This window comes from Nocardioides aromaticivorans, assembly GCF_013408525.1.
Taxonomy (GTDB): Bacteria; Actinomycetota; Actinomycetes; order Propionibacteriales; family Nocardioidaceae; genus Nocardioides; species Nocardioides aromaticivorans.
This window is the reverse complement of record NZ_JACBZM010000001.1, coordinates 3,723,743-3,739,034: the sequence shown is the minus strand read 5'-3', so window position 1 is coordinate 3,739,034 and position 15,292 is coordinate 3,723,743. Positions and strand designations below refer to the sequence as shown.

The following is a 15,292-nucleotide window of genomic DNA, read 5'->3' as shown; positions in this document are numbered from 1 at the left end:
CGTCCCGGACACTGAAGGTCGTGAAGGGCAGGGTCACGGCGGTCGTCGTCGGTCTGGCGGTCGTGACGACCGTCGCGGCCGTCGGCATCGCCGTGCTCAAGGCGACCGACTCGCTCGTCGGCGGCCCCACGGGCGACTGCACGGTCTCGGTCGGCGGGCACACCGTCGACGTCACCGGCGAGCAGGCCGAGAACGCCTCGCTGATCGCCGCCATCGCCGTACGACGGGGGCTGCCGGCGCGGGCCGCGTCGATCGCGCTCGCGACCGCCTACCAGGAGTCCAAGCTCGCCAACATCGACTACGGCGACCGCGACTCGCTCGGGCTCTTCCAGCAGCGGCCGTCGCAGGGCTGGGGCACCCGGGAGCAGATCCTCGACCCCGTCTACGCCACCAACGCGTTCTACGACGCCCTGGTGAAGGTCGACGGCTACGAGGGGCTGGAGATCACGGTGGCGGCGCAGCGGGTGCAACGCTCGGCGTACCCCGGGGCGTACGCCGACCACGAGGCCGACGGCCGGGCGCTGGCGTCCGCGCTGACCGGCTACTCCCCCGCCACCTTCAGCTGCGACCTCGACGGAGGCGCACCCGACGCGGAGACCGAGCTGACCCCGAGCGGGCTGACGCCGCGCGCGAACGCCGTCCGCAAGGAGCTGCTGGCGAGCTTCGGCCGGCTCTCGCTCGGCGGCTTCGACCCCGACGGCGTGAGCAGCGGCCACATGGAGGGCTCCGCCCACTACGACGGCCGCGCGATCGACGTCTTCGTGCGCCCGGTCAACGCGCGCAACAACGCCCGCGGCTGGGCCATGGCGCACTGGGCGGTCGCCAACGCCGCCCGCCTCGACATCCGCACCGTCATCTTCGACGACCGGATCTGGACCGCCGGCCGCGACGGCTGGCGCGACTACGACCCGCCCTCCTCCTCCGGCGACATCGCGATCCTCGAGCACCGCGACCACGTCCACATCGACGTCTTCCGCTGACCTCCACCCGCCGACTTGCCACTTTCCGGGCGCGAGTTGCCACTTCTGGCGGTCGACTTGCCGATCCTGATCCGTGGCCTTGGCTATACCGGCAACTCGACGGCCAGAAGTGGCGAGTCGACCGGGGAAAGTGGCAACTCGGCGGGCGAGGGGGCAGGTCAGGGGGTGACGTGCCAGTCGAGGGGGGCGGTGGGGTCGGGGACGTAGCTGCAGCAGGTGCCGGTACGGACGGCGCGGGACAGGTGTGCGCCGAGGTCGGGATGGGCCTCGGCGACCCGGGCCAGGGCGTAGCGCAGCGAGCGGGTGACGCTGGTGCGGGCCCGCTCGGCGGTGCCGCCCGTCGTGCGCGAGCGGCCGCCGAGGCCGACCGCGCCGGAGAGCTCGGCGAGGAGGTACTCGCGGTCGCGCGAGGCCAGCTCGCGCCGCGCCTCGTCGTTGTCGCGCTCGGCCTCGGCGAGGTCGTCCTCGACCTCCCCCAACCTCCTCCGGTACGACGCCCGGGCCTCCTCGTCGAGCACCGGCAGCCCCGCTTCGACGACCGCGGCGCCGGCCAGGTCGACGGCGGGGAACTCCCGCCCCGGCGCGGCCAGCAGGGTGGCGAGGAGCTGGACGCCCTTGAGGTCGGGCAGCCACGCGTCGACACCGGAGTACCCGAGCCGCCACCGGTCCCCCTCGTGCGCCAGCGTCGCGCGTGCGCCGGGCACCGGCGACGCTGCCGGGGCCTCCAGCAGCGCGGCCACCTCCGCGACACGTCCCGCCGCCCCGAAGGCAACGAAGCCGGTCGACGCGGCCTGCCACTCCAGCCGCGCGAGGTCGTCGTTGCCGGCCGCCCGGTGGGCGTGGCCGAGGACGGTGCGGGCCACCGCGGCGTCGTACGGCGCCTCGAGCTCGGCCCACTCGGCGACCGCCTCCTGCGCGGTGTCGACCGCGGTCGCGGGGTCGCCGGTGAGCAGCGCGGCGCGGGCGCGGGCCAGCGCGGCCTCGGCACGGATGCCGGCGCTCGGGTAGTGCGCGAGGACGGTCGTCAGCTGGTCGGCGGCCGCGACCGCGGTCGCCGCGTCGCCGCGGTGGCAGGCGATCTCCGCCTCGGCGGCGAGGAGCGGCACCAGGCGCAGCTCCCCGAAGGGCGGCCGCTCCTTCCACGGCACGGCCATCGGGTGCTCGATCTCGGCGCGAACCATCGCCGCCGCGCCGGTCAGGTCGCCGCGCGCGAGCCGCGCCAGCGCCATGCCCGGCTGGGGGGACCACGCACGTGCGTGCGCCTCGCGGAAGGCCTCCTCGGCTCCGGCGAGGTCGCCGCGGCGCAGCCGGATGTTGCCGAGCTCGACGAGCGGCCAGCCGAGCTCGCGGCGCAGCCAGGGGCGCAGCTCGGCGCAGGCGGCCAGGGCCTCGTCCTCGGCGGCATCGGCCGGCCCGGAGATCCGCAGCAGCTCGGCGCGGTGGACGCGGCAGCGTCCATGGGTGGCCCCGAACGCCGGCCCCTGCCGCCAGCGGTCCATCACCTCGGTCCACTCCCGCGCGCGGTCGTGCCTGCCCAGCCACTGGGCAGCGCAGATGAGCTCGCAGTAGACGTTGCCGGTCGTCAGCGGGTCGAAGCGCCCCGCGCCCAGGTCCATCGCGAGCTCGTCGAGCAGCGCGATCCCCGCGTCGACGTCACCCGTGTGGATCGCCAGCCGACCGAGCGCCACGCGGCCCAGGCCGCGGGCGGGGTCGACGCCGAACCGCTCCCCCAGCTCCACCGCCTCCCGTGCCGGCTCCCACGCGGCGTCCGGGTCGCCGGACAGGAAGCGCTCGTAGGTCGTGGTGATCGCCAGCAGCGCGTGCACCGGGCCCGGCTCGGCGTCGGCGACCAGGCGACGGGCCCGCGCGACCCAGCCCCGCACGGGTGCCATCAGCCCGGTCTCGCAGAGCAGGTTGAGCGCCACGAGGGCGGCGGCGCGGGCGGCGGCGTCGGGACGTCCCGCGGCCAGCTCGGCGTCGTACACGCCTTCCCAGGCGGCCACGCAGCCGTCGAGATCGCCCGCGACGTAGCGCTCGAGGGCCAGCCGCTCGAGGTCCCCGGGGCTCGCCGCGGCGCTCACTGTCGCATTGTGACACCGGTTGTCACGCCTGAGGGGTGAACAGCTCCCGAGGAAAGGAAACCGCCATGCACGCCGCCACCACCGACCTCCCCGTCAAGATCAACGCCCTCGGCGCCCACGTCCGCCACCAGGGCGAGTTCGGCACCGCCTTCGGCACCCTCGCCGCCGAGCACCTCGTGCTCGCCGCCGGCGTCGACGTCGCGCCGCTGCTGGCCGGCCTCGACGACGGCCTGTGCTTCGCCCCGCACTGGGGGTACGTCGCCACCGGGCGCGTCGTCGTGACGTACGGCGACGGCAGCACCGAGACCTGCACCGCCGGCCAGGTCGTGCACTGGCCCGCCGGTCACACGGTGCGGGTCGAGGAGGATGCCGAGATCGTGATGTTCAGCCCCGCCGCCGAGCACAACGCCGTGATGAACCACATGCTCGAGGTGATGGCGACGATCCCCGCCTAGCGGCTGGCGCGTCAGGAGGAGAGGCGGGCGACGGCCGCATCGATGCGCTCGTCGCTCGCCGTCAGCGCGATCCGCACGTGGTGCGCGCCGGCCGCGCCGTAGAACGCGCCCGGCGCGACCAAGATGCCCTTCTCGGCGAGCTCGGCGACGAGCTGCCAGGCGTCCGGTCCGTCGGGGCCGCGGGTCGTCCAGAGGTAGAGCGACGCCTCGGAGTGCTCGATCGTGTAGCCCGCGGACTCGAGCGCGGCCCGCAGCTTCGTACGACGGGCGAGATAACGCTCGTGCTGCTCCTTGACGTGCGCCTCGTCGCCGAGGACGGCCGCCATCGCGTGCTGCGCCGGTCCGGGCATGATCAGGCCGAGGTTCTTGCGGACCGCGAGCAGCTCGGCGATGACGGCTGGGTCACCGGCGACGAACCCGCAGCGGTAGCCCGCGAGGTTGGAGCGCTTCGACAGCGAGTGGACGACGAGGATCCCGTCGGAGGAGCCGCCGGAGATGTCGGGGTGCAGGGCGGAGTACGCCTCGCCCTCCCACACGCAGTCGAGGTAGCACTCGTCGGAGACGAGCAGCACGCCGCGCTCGCGGCACCAGTCGACGACCTTCCTGAGGTGCTCCTTGGGGAGCACGCGGCCGGACGGGTTCGACGGCGAGTTGATCCACAGCAGGCTCGGCGTCTCGGGGCCGAAGGCGGTCAGCGAGTCGGTGGCGACGGCCTTGGCGCCGACCAGCGCGGCCCCGACCTCGTAGGTGGGGTAGGCCAGCTCGGGGTAGCCGATGACGTCGCCGGGGCCGAGACCCAGGAACGTCGGCAGCGAGGCGATGAACTCCTTGGAGCCGATAAGCGGCAGGACCTGGTCGAGGCCCAGGCCGGTCACACCGTGGGTGCCGGCGAGCCAGTCGACGACGGCCTGGCGGACCTCGGCCGTGCCGACCGTGAGCGGGTAGCCCGGCGAGTCGGCGGCCTCCGCCAGTGCGCGGCGGGCGACCTCCGGGGTGGGGTCGACCGGCGTACCGATCGACAGGTCCACGATCCCGTCAGGGTGTGCGCGCGCGGTGGCGGCGTACTGGGTCAGCTTGTCCCAGGGGAAGTCGGGAAGGCGGCCCGAGACGGGTTTCGAGGCTCGCTGCGCTCGCACCTCAACCATCGCAGAGCGGACTCAGTGGTCCTGGTTCTGCGGCTCGAGCGCGGCGACGAACTCGGCGTCCTTGTCGATCTCGCCCATCTTGGCGGCGCCACCGGGCGAGCCGAGGTCGTCGAAGAACTTCACGTTGGCGTCGTAGTAGTCCTTCCACTCCTCCGGCACGTCGTCCTCGTAGAAGATCGCCTCGACCGGGCAGACCGGCTCGCAGGCGCCGCAGTCGACGCACTCGTCGGGGTGGATGTAGAGCATCCGCTTGCCCTCGTAGATGCAGTCGACCGGGCACTCATCGACGCACGCACGGTCCTTAACATCGACGCACGGCTGCGAGATGATGTAGGTCATCGGTTCCTCCTGGACCAGGACTTCCACTACGGGGCTTCGGGCTCGACACGACGGATCCAATATGAAGGGGTTTCGTGTCGGGGAGCAGCCTAGTATCCCGACCGTGTCGGATGCGCGCAGACCCCCCGAAGATGGACATCCGTCCGGCCGGCACCTGCTCGGCCCGCACGTCATCGGCCAGCGGATCGTCGTACGCCGCCTCCTGCGGGGTCAGACCGGCCCGACCGGCGGTCCCGGGTTCACCGACCTGCTCGGCACCTGCCTGGCGTGGGGGGACGGTCGGTGCGTGGTCCAGCCGGAGTCCGGCGAGCCGGTCACCATCGCGATCGGCGACATCGTCTCCGGCAAGCCGGTGCCGCCGCGCCCCTCGACCCGGCTGCGGGTGAGCACCCGCGACGCCGAGGCACGCACCGGCGCACTGTGGCCCGACCTCGAGCGGATCCCTCTCGGCGAGTGGGAGCTGCGCTGCCAGCCCGATCCCGTGACCACCCTCCGCAAGCGGGCCAACTCGTGTCTCGCCATCGGCGACCCCGGCCGTCCCGTCGCCGAGGCGGCGCAGGAGGTCGTCGCGTTCTACGCCGCCCGCGGGCGCGACCCGCTCGCCCAGCTCGAGGCGGGCTCCCCCGTCGAGGACGAGCTGCGCGCGCTCGGCTGGCACGACCTCGGGTACGGCGAGTCGGAGCTCCGGCTCGCGGCGGTGTCGCGCGTTCGTCGTACCCTCGGGCGCCAGGGGAAGGCCGTCGAGCTCACCGCCGTCGACGGCCGCGCCGTCGCGAGCGTCGGCACCGGCTGCGACCCGCTCGCCGAGGCGCAGGCCCGGCTCGACGGCGACTGGCTCGGCATCTACGGCCTGACGGTCGACCCCGGCCACCGCCGGCGCGGCCTCGCGTCGGCGGTCCTCGCGGAGCTGCTCGACTGGGGCGCCGAGCAGGGCGCGCTGACGGCGTGGCTGCACGTCGAGACCGCCAACCCGGGCGGCCTCGCCTTCTGGGACGCCCTGGGCTTCGCGCCCCACCACACGTGCCGCTACTACGTCCCGCCGGCGGGAGCAGCGCTGGCATAGCCTCGCGCCATGAGGAGCAACCCGGCCGCGGAGTCGCGGCACAGCAGCGGCGGGCGGGCGTGGTTCGAGCGGTTCGTCGACCGCATCAACGACCACATCAGCCGGGCGCCCTTCTTCGGCGTCATCGTCGTCGCCCTCGCGGCATGGGCGCTCAGCAAGCCGTTGTGGGGAAGCACGACGAAGTGGGAGCTCGGGCTCCACACGGGATCCGCGATCCTCTCGCTGCTCCTGCTGGTCCTCCTCGAGAACGCCGGCCGGCGCGGCGAGGAGGCGTCGCAGGAGAAGCTCAACGTGATCGCCGAGGCGCTGTCCGACCTGATGTCCCACCAGGCCGGCGACTCCGAGGAGCTGCGCGCCTCGGTCCGCCGGCTCCGCGACGCCGTCGGGCTCGAGGAGCGGCACTGACCGACGCCGGCCTCACCCGCCGAGCGACTCCAGCGCGTCGCCGGTGAGCCGGTAGGTCGACCACTCCTGCATCGGCCGCGCACCGAGCGCCTCGTAGAACTCGATCGACGGCGTGTTCCAGTCGAGGACGGCCCACTCGACGCGGCGGTAGCCGCGGTCGACGGCGATCCGGGCGAGCGCGGTGAGCAGCGCCTTGCCCAGGCCGCTCCCCCGGGCTGCGGGATCGACGAACAGGTCCTCGAGGTAGATGCCCGGCACACCCGTCCAGGTCGAGTAGGTGCGGAACCACAGCGCCATCCCGACGACAACGCCATCGGCCTCTGCGACCAGCACGTTCGCCACCGGGTCGTCGCCGAACACCCAGCGGTGCAGGTCGGCCTCGGTGGTCTCGACCGCGTCCGGCTCGCGCTCGTAGTCCGCGAGGGCGCGGATCAGCCGGAGGACGTCGGGGACGTCCTCCGGCCGCGCGAACCGGACACCCTCGGGGAGGGCGGTCCCGGTCTCAACGTGCACGCACTCAGCCCTTGGCGAGGAAGTTCAGCAGGTCGTGGCGCGTGAGCACCCCGACCGGCTTGCCGTCCTCGTGCACCAGGACGGCGTCCGCCGACTCCAGCAGCGGGACCGCCGCCGTCGCGTCCTCGGTCGAGCCGATCGTCGGCAGGGCCGGCGACATGTGCTGCTCGACCGAGTCGTTGAGCCGGGCCTTGCCGGTGAAGAGCGCGTCGAGCAGGGCCCGCTCGGAGACCGAGCCCGCCACCTCGGCCGCCACGACCGGCGGCTCGGCGCGCACGACGGGCATCTGCGAGACGCCGTACTCCTGCAGGATGGCGACGGCCTCGGCGATCGTCTCGTTGGGGTGCGTGTGCACGAGGGCCGGCAGGCCGGCGGTCTTGCTGCGGAGGACCTCGCCGATCGTGCGGGCGGGCTGCGGCTGGCCGGTGCTGAAGCCGTACTGCGCCAGCCAGTCGTCGTTGAAGACCTTGCTGAGGTAGCCGCGGCCCGAGTCGGGCAGCAGCACGACGATCACGGCGTCCCTCTGGCCCGCGTCGGCGAGCTCCTGCGCCAGCTGGCGCGCGGCGAAGGCGGCCATGCCGGACGATCCGCCGACGAGCAGCGCCTCCTCGCGGGCGAGGCGGCGGGTGAATGCGAACGAGTCGGCGTCGGAGACCTCGATGATCCGGTCGGCGACCTCGCGGTCGTAGGTCTCGGGCCAGAAGTCCTCACCGACGCCCTCGACGAGGTACGGGCGGCCGGTGCCGCCGGAGTAGACCGAGCCGGCCGGGTCGGCGCCGACGACCTGGACGTCCTTGTTCTGCTCCTTGAGGTAGCGGCCGATGCCGGAGATGGTGCCGCCGGTGCCGACGCCCGCGACGAAGTGGGTGATCCGGCCCTCGGTCTGGCGCCAGAGCTCGGGCCCGGTCTCCTCGTAGTGGGAGCGCGGGTTGTGCGGGTTGGAGTACTGGTCGGGCTTCCACGCGCCCGGCTGCGCCGCGAGGCGGTCGCTGACGTTGTAGTAGGAGTCGGGGTGCTCGGGCGGGACGGCGGTCGGGCAGACGACCACCTCGGCGCCGTACGCCTTGAGGACGTTGCGCTTGTCCTCGCTCACCTTGTCGGGGCACACGAAGATGCAGTGGTAGCCCTTCTGCTGCGCCACCATCGCGAGGCCGACTCCGGTGTTGCCGGACGTCGGCTCGACGATCGTGCCGCCGGGCTTGAGGGCGCCGGACTCCTCGGCAGCCTCGATCATGCGGGTCGCGATCCGGTCCTTCACCGAACCGCCGGGGTTGAGGTACTCCACCTTGGCCAGCACCAACGGTCCGTCAGCGGGCAGGTCGAGGGAACGGTTGAGCCGGACCAGCGGGGTGTTGCCGATCAGCTCCAGCAGGGATTCGACGTACTCCATGCCATCACCGTATCGGTGGATCCGTAGAGTTGCCGCCGTGAGCAAGGCGTCCGCAGCCCGCAAGCTCGCCTCCGCCGCGTTGTACGGCGGCGGCGGGCTCTCCGCGCTGGGCGCCGGCCTCTACGGCGTACTCACCGCGGAGGCCCGGCTGGCGCGCAAGACGATCGGTCCCGCGCGCGAGGAGCCGCCCCCGGACGCGACCGGCTGGTACGGCCGCGGCCGCCCCGGTCCCGCCATCCGGATCGCCCTGCTGGGCGACTCCAGCGCCGCGGGCTACGGCGTCGACCGGGTCGAGGAGACGCCGGGCGCGCTGATCGCCTCCGCCGTGGCCGAGCACGCGAACCGCCGTGTCTACCTGCGGGAGTTCTGCGTCGTGGGCGCCAAGTCCTCCGACCTCGCCGCGCAGGTCGGCCGCGCGCTGCCGATCGAGCCCGACGCCGCCGTGATCCTCATCGGCGGCAACGACGTCACCCACACGATGCGGCCCTCGCACTCGGTGCGCTACCTCTCCGAGGGGGTGCGCCGGCTGATGGGCGCCGGCGCCAGCGTGGTCGTCGGCACCTGCCCGGACCTGGGCACGGTCCAGCCGATCGCGCCGCCGCTGCGCCAGGTGGCGCGCGCCTGGTCGCGCCGCCTCGCGGCGGCCCAGACGATCGCGGTCATCGAGGAGGGCGGCCGGACGGTGTCGCTCGGCGACGTGCTGGGTCCCGAGTTCGCCGCAGCCCCGGCGCTGCTGTTCGGCCCCGACCAGTTCCACCCGTCCGCCGAGGGTTACAAGGCCCTCGCCGGCGTCCTGGTCCCGTCGGTGCTCGCCGCTCTCGAGCAGGTCCCCGACGAGGAGGTCGCCCTCGAGGCCTACCGCGGCGAGGGCGTCCTGCCGATCACCCGCGCAGCCGTCCAGGCCGTCAACGAGCCGGGCACCGAGCTCGACGGCACCGAGATCGGCGGCCGCCGCGCCGGCGTCCGCGGCCTCTGGGTCGAGCTGCGCCACCGCCGCAGCCGCCAGCACGTCCCCGGCGAGGCCCCGGCCGAGCACGAGGGCGCACCCGTCGCCGACTGAGCGGCTCCTCACGTCCGCATCTGGTCGCGGTTCACCTACCGAATTTGTCGCGCTTCGGCGCTGTCGAGAGCGAATTCGGTAGGTGAACCGCACTTCCCGGCAGGCCTGTGGAGGACGACCGCCCGAGGCCGGCGATCTGGCCGAGGCTGGGCCGATGGAGCTGAACATCACCCGGCCGGACATTGTCGTCCCGGTGCCCGTCGACCCGTCGGGGCGCAACGGTCCGACTCCGGGCCAGGCACGCGGGCCGCGTTGGCGTGGGTCGTCCTGCGGCCTCTTCGTGCCTGCACATGTCGGTCAAGGCTCGGTCCTACAACGGATCGTGGAGGCGGTCGCGAGTGCCCCCGAGGGCAGCGGGGCCACGGGCTGGGCCGCCTTGCACTGGCAAGGAGCGCGATGGTTCCCCGGGTGCACAGCAGGCGGCGAGCCCCTCCCGGTGCCGGTCGCCATCGGCGACTCGGTGCACCTCGCACGCCGTCCGGGAGTCCAGCTGTGCCGGGACTGGCTCTTCGACGGCGACATCATGCGCGTTGACGGTCTTCCGATCACCCGTCCCGAGCGATCGATCTGCGTCGCGGCTCTACGCGCGCGATCCATGGAGGAAACCGTCCAGGTCATCTGCATGGCCATGGCAGACGACCTGGCCAGTCTCGACGAGCTCCGCGACTACGCCGCGCGGATCAAGGGTCGCCCGCACACTCGACGCCTCAACACTGCGCTCGAAGTGGCTGACGAGAACGTCTGGTCGCCGATGGAGGTCACCATGCTGATGCGCTGGCGGCAGCGCCACCCCGTCGCCACACTGCTGTGCAACGCACCCATCTTCGACCCGGCCGGCAGCCATCTCCTGACGCCCGACCTGTTCGACGCGGAGGCAGGCGTCGTCGGGCAGTACGACGGACTGATCCATGAGCGACGGACGGTACGACGCCGCGATCTCGAGACGGAGGAGCTGTGTCGGGAACTCGGCTTCGAGCTCGTCACGATGCTGTCCACCGATCTGCGGGACCTCGGCTCCTTCGAGCGCCGGCTCGATGCGGCGTACGCGCGCGCCCGGCGGCGCCACGCCGGGCAGGGCTGGACACTGGACCAGCCGCACTGGTGGGTCGACACCTCGTCCGTCCAGGCACGGCGCGCGCTGGACGAGGAGGACAGGCAGCGGTGGCTTCGACGGACCTCCGCGTGAGGTCGGGTGGTACGACGCACCTACCGAATTCGTCGCGCCCTGATCCCCTTGGCGACAAATTCGGTAGGTGAACCGCAAAACACAACGGCCCCGGCCCCACCGAGGTGGGACCGGGGCCGTCGTACGAAGCGGTCGGTCAGTCCTGCTGGAGGATCGCGAGGATCCGGAGCAGGTTGGTGTAGATCCAGACCAGGCTGACGAGCAGGCCGAACGAGGCCCGCCACGACTCGCGCTCCGGCAGGCCGTTGCGGACACCCTGCTCGACGAAGTCGAAGTCGAGGATCAGCATGAACACACCGAGCACGAGACCGGCGATGGCGAAGACCAGGCCGAGCGCGCCGTCCTCGAAGAGGCCCAGGTTGCTGCCGAAGAGGCCGAGCACGACCTCGAAGAGGCTCAGGGCCACCATGCCGAACATGGCCGCGATGACGAAGGTGCGGAACTTGTTGCCGACCTGGATGTCGAAGAACTTGTACGCCGCCAGCGTGCCACCGAAGGCCGCGAACGTCCCGATCACTGCCTGGACGACGATGCCGCCGCCGTAGACCGCGTTGAACAGCTCGCTGAGCGCGCCGAGCGCGACGCCCTCGGCGACCGCGAAGGCCATGACGAGGCCGGGGCTGATGATCCGCTTGAACGAGTTGACCAGCGACAGGATGAAGGCCGCGCCGCTACCGATGACCGAGGCCGCCAGCAGGCTGGACGGGATGCCCGTCTCGGGGCTGATCGCCGGCGTCACGAGCCACGTGACCGCGGCGGCGAGGACGGTGATGCCGATCGTGATCGACGTCGACTGGACGACCGAGTCGATGGTCATCCGGCCCGTTCCCGTGGTGGGGGTCGGGGCGGGCCGGCCGTAGCCCGGGTAGGGCTGGCCGGGCTGACCGTAGCCCGGCTGCTGGCCGAACCCCTGGTACGCGCCTGCACCGCTCCGGTTGAACTCCTCCGAGCGCCGGAACACCGGGTTGTTGCTCTGCATGATCTCCTCCGCAGGTCTGCGAATCGTCTCGAGGCCCCCAGTCTAGGGGCCTGATGTTGGTGGAACGCCTGACCGCGGCGTTTGGTTCCCGCGTCAACGTCCGGTGATCTGCACCGTGACCTCCTGCCCCGCGACGTCGGGACGCACCTCGATCCGACCGCCCGTGCCCGGCGCCCAGTGACCGCCGGTCACCCGGACGTCGTACCCGCGGGGATAGTGGAGCGGGCTGACGAAGATCTCCGTCGGGGCGTCGATCGCGTTGGAGCGGTAGCGGTAGGAGAAGGCGCCGGTCGCGGCGTCGAAGTCCATCGCGAGCGGGGTCCCGGCGGTCGCCTGCGCGTAGGTGCGCACCAGGACGCGCAGCTTGTCGGTCTTGACCGAGGAGAAGTCGGTGTCGTCGTGGAACATGCCCTGCGCGTCGTCGGCGGTCGTCGGGTCCTGCCACTGCTTGTAGGCCCAGTGGGTCCAGCCCATCAGGTTGCGGTCGGCGACGGCAGCGTCGATCTCGACGGCGCGGATGTTGTCCGTGGCGCCCCACTCGCTCATCAGCGGCGCCGCGTTGATCCGCTCCGCCTGCGCGAGCGCCGTGGTGGTGCGCTCCTGGCTGAACCTCCAGCAGTTCTCGACGTCGCCGAGCGGCAGGCCCTGCGACTCGAGGAAGACGTCCTGGCAGTAGTTGTGCCACGAGTAGCCCAGCTGGTCCTCCCCCGCCATCGGCTCGAGGAAGGTCGGCACCTTCTGGCCGGCAGCGAGCTGCTGCGGCTCCCACCAGACCACGTTGTCGCCGTCGACCTGCCGGATGGCGCGGGTGGCCTTCTCGTACGCCGGCTGGAGCTCCTTGGTGTAGCTCGCCTTGCACCCGAAGGAGATGCAGGTGAGCCACTCGAGTCCCATCCACGGCTCGTTGATGAGGTCGTAGCCCATCAGGTAGGGCTGGTCCTTCCACCAGCCCGCGGCCACCTGCCACGCCGCGGCCCAGTCGTCGATCCCGCGGTGCTTGTTGGCCCAGAACTCGTCGAAGACGAGCGAGTTCTCGGGCGTCCAGTAGCCGATCGGGAAGGGCAGGTTCAGCGGCGGCAGCAGGGAGAGCGCCGTCGGCCGGTGCAGCGCCCAGTCGGGGACCCCCTCGCCGCCGTACGTCTCGTGCCACTGGTCCTGGTGCATGTCGAGCTGCATCCAGATGCCGCGGTCGGCGAGCAGGTCCATGACCCGCTGCCAGCCCTGGCGGTACGACGGGTCGCCCACCCCCGGCGCGTCCGGGGTGATCCCCGCCCACAGGGTCCCGAGCCGTACGCCGTTGAAGCCGTACCGCGCGAGCCACTGCGCGTCGGCCGCCGTGAAGCCCTCCGCGGTCGCGGGCGGGACGTAGGGGTCGAGCTTCCACACCAGGTTGAAGCCGTGGACGATCACCACCCGGCCCTGGTCGTCGACGAGCCACCGGCCCTCGCGGCGCAGCTGCGGCTCGTCCTCGTCGGCGCTCGCCGCCGGCGCGGACGCGGCGGCACCGACCAGGCCGAGCAGCAGCGCGAGCGCGACCACCGCGACGCGTCGCAGGAAACTAGAACAGGTTGCAGGGAGCACGCCCGGCAAGGTACTCCAGCGAGGTGACGCGCGTCACCCCTCGGCGCGGCCCTCTCCCCGTCGCAGCCGGACGACGGTGTCGCGCACGTGGAGCGGGCCGTCGGCCGTCTCCTGGACGCGGTCGGGAGTCTCGGCGACCTCGACCGTCCACGGCGAGCCGGGCTCCCCCACACCGAGGGCACCGAGGACGCGGTCGGGCTCGAACAGCAGGCCCGGCCCGTGGTCATGACGGCTGCCGCTCTCGACGTCGTGCGGGTGGTGGGCGGTGACCAGCAGCCGGCCGCCGGGCGCGACGGCGTCGGCGATGCCCCGGTAGATGGGCACGAAGTCCTCCACCGGCACGTGGAGGAAGCTGACGGTGACGAGGTCGAAGTGGCGGCGCCCCGCGGGCCGCGGGTCGTCGAGCGCGTCGTAGAAGCCGAGCTTGAGGCGGTCGGCCACGCCGGCGTCCTCGGCGTGCTGCGCGACCTTCGCCAACGCCACCTGGGAGACGTCGACCGCGGTGACCTTCCAGCCCTGCGCGGCCAGCCAGATCGCGTCGCCGCCCTCGCCGCAGGCGACGTCGAGCGCGGTGCCCGGCGCCAGGTCGGCGACCTGCTCGACCAGCCGCTGGTTGGGCCGGCCGCTCCAGACGCGGTCGCTGCCGGCGTACCGCTCGTCCCAGAAGCCGGCGGTCAGGGCGTTGCGGAGGGCCTCGAGCGAGCTGTCGTGCTGGTGGTCGTGCTCGTGGTCGCGGTGGTGACGGTGCATGGGTCAACTGTGCTGGTTCAGGTGGACCTGAAGTCAACCGACCCGCCCCTGCTGCTCCCAGCAGCAGCCCTCCGCCGTCGGCAGAATCCTCTGGTCCCGGTGCCGGAGCCGACGCAGGGTGGCGCCATGACCCACGACAACGGCCCCCGGCTCTTCGACGACAAACGGCGGCGCGAGCTCTTCCAGCAGCGCGTGCTGGTGATGGACGGCGCGCTCGACGACGACAACGGCGTGGTCCTCGCGACCCAGCTCGTCGAGCTCGCGACCGCCGACCCGAACGCCGACATCGCACTGTGGATCCACTCGCCCGGTGGCTCGGTCCCGGCGATGCTCGCGATCCGTGACGTGATGCGCCTGGTCCCGTGCGACGTCTCGACGCTGGCGCTCGGCATCGCCTGCAGCGCCGGGCAGTTCCTGCTCTCGTCCGGCACCCACGGCAAGCGCCGGGCGCTGCCGCACTCGCGCATCCTGATGCACCAGGGCTCGGCGGGCATCGGCGGAACCGCCGCCGACGTGGAGCTGCAGGCCGAGGACCTGCGGCACATGCGCGACACCGTCCTCGGCCTCATCGCCGAGGACACCGGCCAGCCGGTCGAGCGGATCTTCGAGGACTCGCTGCGCGACCGCTGGTACACCGCCACCGAGGCGCTGGACTACGGCTTCGTCGACGAGGTGGTCTCCACCTTCGACGCCGTCGCCCCACCTGTACGACGCCCGGTCGGCCTCGGCACGTTCACGACAGGAGTCTCGCGATGAGCAGCTACACCATCCCCAACGTCATCGCCCAGCACCCGCGGGGCGAGCGGATCATGGACGTCTACTCGCACCTGCTGACCGAGCGGGTCGTCTACCTCGGGACAGCGATCGACGCCGGGGTCGCCAACGCTCTCGTCGCGCAGCTGCTCTTCCTCGAGGCCGACAACCCGGACCGCGACATCCAGCTCTACATCAACTGCGAGGGCGGCGACCCGAGCGCGATGCTCGCCGTGCACGACACCATGCAGTACGTCCGGCCGCAGGTCGCCACCACCTGCGTCGGCCAGGCCGTCGCCGTCGGTGCGGTGCTGCTCGCTGCGGGCGCGCCCGGCAAGCGGGCGGCGCTCCCCCACGCCCGGGTCGTCCTGCACCAGCCGGCAGCGCAGGGACGCGGCCCGATCCCGGACCTGATCCTGCAGGCCGACGAGGTGGTGCGGGTGCGGGCCGACATCGAGCGGATCCTCGCGAGGCACACCGGTCAGGACGTCGGCACGCTGCGCGCCGACACCGACCACGACCGGGTGTTCAGCGCCGATGCCGCGCGAGACTACGGGCTGATCGACCAGGTGATCGCGGAGCGGTCGCCCGTGCTGGCGTGAGTCCGCGCCG

16 protein-coding genes are annotated in these 15,292 nt (G+C 72.5%); 8 read left to right on the top strand and 8 right to left on the bottom strand.

The window, feature by feature from the left end; all coding sequences use genetic code 11:
* The first annotated feature begins 20 nt into the window (after nucleotides 1–20).
* Nucleotides 21–980: a VldE C-terminal domain-containing protein gene (locus tag BJ993_RS18000; protein ID WP_179650355.1), complete on the top strand. Its 960-nt coding sequence runs from the start codon at nucleotides 21–23 to the stop codon at nucleotides 978–980.
* A gap of 158 nt (nucleotides 981–1,138) precedes the next feature.
* Here the strand turns inward: BJ993_RS18000 and BJ993_RS17995 are convergent, their stop codons facing one another.
* The gene (locus tag BJ993_RS17995) at nucleotides 1,139–3,061 is read right to left on the bottom strand and encodes an ATP-binding protein (protein ID WP_179650354.1); all 1,923 of its coding nucleotides are present in this window, start codon (nucleotides 3,059–3,061) and stop codon (nucleotides 1,139–1,141) included.
* A gap of 65 nt (nucleotides 3,062–3,126) precedes the next feature.
* On the opposite strand from BJ993_RS17995, the gene BJ993_RS17990 reads away from it, so the two are divergent.
* Nucleotides 3,127–3,516, top strand: coding sequence for a cupin domain-containing protein (locus BJ993_RS17990; protein WP_179650353.1), 390 nt, complete (start codon nucleotides 3,127–3,129; stop codon nucleotides 3,514–3,516).
* Between the two features lie 11 nt (nucleotides 3,517–3,527).
* On the opposite strand, the gene dapC is transcribed toward BJ993_RS17990, so the two are convergent.
* Nucleotides 3,528–4,652 (bottom strand): succinyldiaminopimelate transaminase, encoded by a 1,125-nt coding sequence (gene dapC, locus BJ993_RS17985; RefSeq protein WP_373366954.1) that lies wholly within the window; start codon nucleotides 4,650–4,652, stop codon nucleotides 3,528–3,530.
* Between the two features lie 21 nt (nucleotides 4,653–4,673).
* Nucleotides 4,674–5,000, bottom strand: a complete 327-nt coding sequence (gene fdxA, locus BJ993_RS17980; RefSeq protein ID WP_036540981.1) for a ferredoxin — start codon at nucleotides 4,998–5,000, stop codon at nucleotides 4,674–4,676.
* Between the two features lie 103 nt (nucleotides 5,001–5,103).
* Between fdxA and BJ993_RS17975 the strand changes: the two genes are divergently transcribed.
* Together BJ993_RS17975 and BJ993_RS17970 are read left to right on the top strand one after the other, a co-directional pair.
* The gene (locus BJ993_RS17975) at nucleotides 5,104–6,063 is read left to right on the top strand and encodes a GNAT family N-acetyltransferase (protein ID WP_179650351.1); all 960 of its coding nucleotides are present in this window, start codon (nucleotides 5,104–5,106) and stop codon (nucleotides 6,061–6,063) included.
* Nucleotides 6,064–6,072: 9 nt separating this feature from the next.
* Nucleotides 6,073–6,468: a low affinity iron permease family protein gene (locus BJ993_RS17970; protein ID WP_179650350.1), complete on the top strand. Its 396-nt coding sequence runs from the start codon at nucleotides 6,073–6,075 to the stop codon at nucleotides 6,466–6,468.
* 12 nt (nucleotides 6,469–6,480) lie between these two features.
* On the opposite strand, the gene BJ993_RS17965 is transcribed toward BJ993_RS17970, so the two are convergent.
* Both BJ993_RS17965 and BJ993_RS17960 read right to left on the bottom strand, forming a co-directional pair.
* A complete protein-coding gene (locus BJ993_RS17965) occupies nucleotides 6,481–6,981 on the bottom strand; it encodes a GNAT family N-acetyltransferase (protein WP_179650349.1) in 501 nt (166 codons plus the stop codon).
* 4 nt (nucleotides 6,982–6,985) lie between these two features.
* Nucleotides 6,986–8,371: a cystathionine beta-synthase gene (locus tag BJ993_RS17960; RefSeq protein WP_179650347.1), complete on the bottom strand. Its 1,386-nt coding sequence runs from the start codon at nucleotides 8,369–8,371 to the stop codon at nucleotides 6,986–6,988.
* Between the two features lie 37 nt (nucleotides 8,372–8,408).
* Here BJ993_RS17960 and BJ993_RS17955 point away from each other — a divergent pair, with 37 nt between their 5' ends.
* On the top strand, nucleotides 8,409–9,431 hold the full coding sequence (locus BJ993_RS17955) for an SGNH/GDSL hydrolase family protein (protein WP_179650345.1): 1,023 nt from the start codon (nucleotides 8,409–8,411) through the stop codon (nucleotides 9,429–9,431).
* 154 nt (nucleotides 9,432–9,585) lie between these two features.
* Nucleotides 9,586–10,617 carry a hypothetical protein gene (locus BJ993_RS17950; RefSeq protein ID WP_218864739.1) on the top strand — a complete coding sequence of 344 codons (1,032 nt, stop codon included), beginning with the start codon at nucleotides 9,586–9,588 and terminating at the stop codon, nucleotides 10,615–10,617.
* Between the two features lie 136 nt (nucleotides 10,618–10,753).
* Here BJ993_RS17950 and BJ993_RS17945 read toward each other — a convergent pair whose 3' ends face one another.
* The 3 genes from BJ993_RS17945 to BJ993_RS17935 form a co-directional block, all read right to left on the bottom strand.
* Nucleotides 10,754–11,596 (bottom strand): Bax inhibitor-1/YccA family protein, encoded by an 843-nt coding sequence (locus BJ993_RS17945; protein ID WP_179650343.1) that lies wholly within the window; start codon nucleotides 11,594–11,596, stop codon nucleotides 10,754–10,756.
* 93 nt (nucleotides 11,597–11,689) lie between these two features.
* Nucleotides 11,690–13,177, bottom strand: coding sequence for a cellulase family glycosylhydrolase (locus BJ993_RS17940; protein ID WP_179650341.1), 1,488 nt, complete (start codon nucleotides 13,175–13,177; stop codon nucleotides 11,690–11,692).
* 33 nt (nucleotides 13,178–13,210) lie between these two features.
* Complete coding sequence (locus BJ993_RS17935) at nucleotides 13,211–13,927, bottom strand: SAM-dependent methyltransferase (protein WP_179650339.1); 717 nt, start codon at nucleotides 13,925–13,927, stop codon at nucleotides 13,211–13,213.
* A gap of 126 nt (nucleotides 13,928–14,053) precedes the next feature.
* Here BJ993_RS17935 and BJ993_RS17930 point away from each other — a divergent pair, with 126 nt between their 5' ends.
* On the top strand, nucleotides 14,054–14,683 hold the full coding sequence (locus tag BJ993_RS17930; protein WP_036540964.1) for a ClpP family protease: 630 nt from the start codon (nucleotides 14,054–14,056) through the stop codon (nucleotides 14,681–14,683).
* Nucleotides 14,680–15,282 carry a ClpP family protease gene (locus tag BJ993_RS17925; RefSeq protein WP_036540962.1) on the top strand — a complete coding sequence of 201 codons (603 nt, stop codon included), beginning with the start codon at nucleotides 14,680–14,682 and terminating at the stop codon, nucleotides 15,280–15,282. The genes BJ993_RS17930 and BJ993_RS17925 overlap by 4 nt, the downstream gene beginning before the upstream one ends.
* Nucleotides 15,283–15,292: the final 10 nt, after the last annotated feature.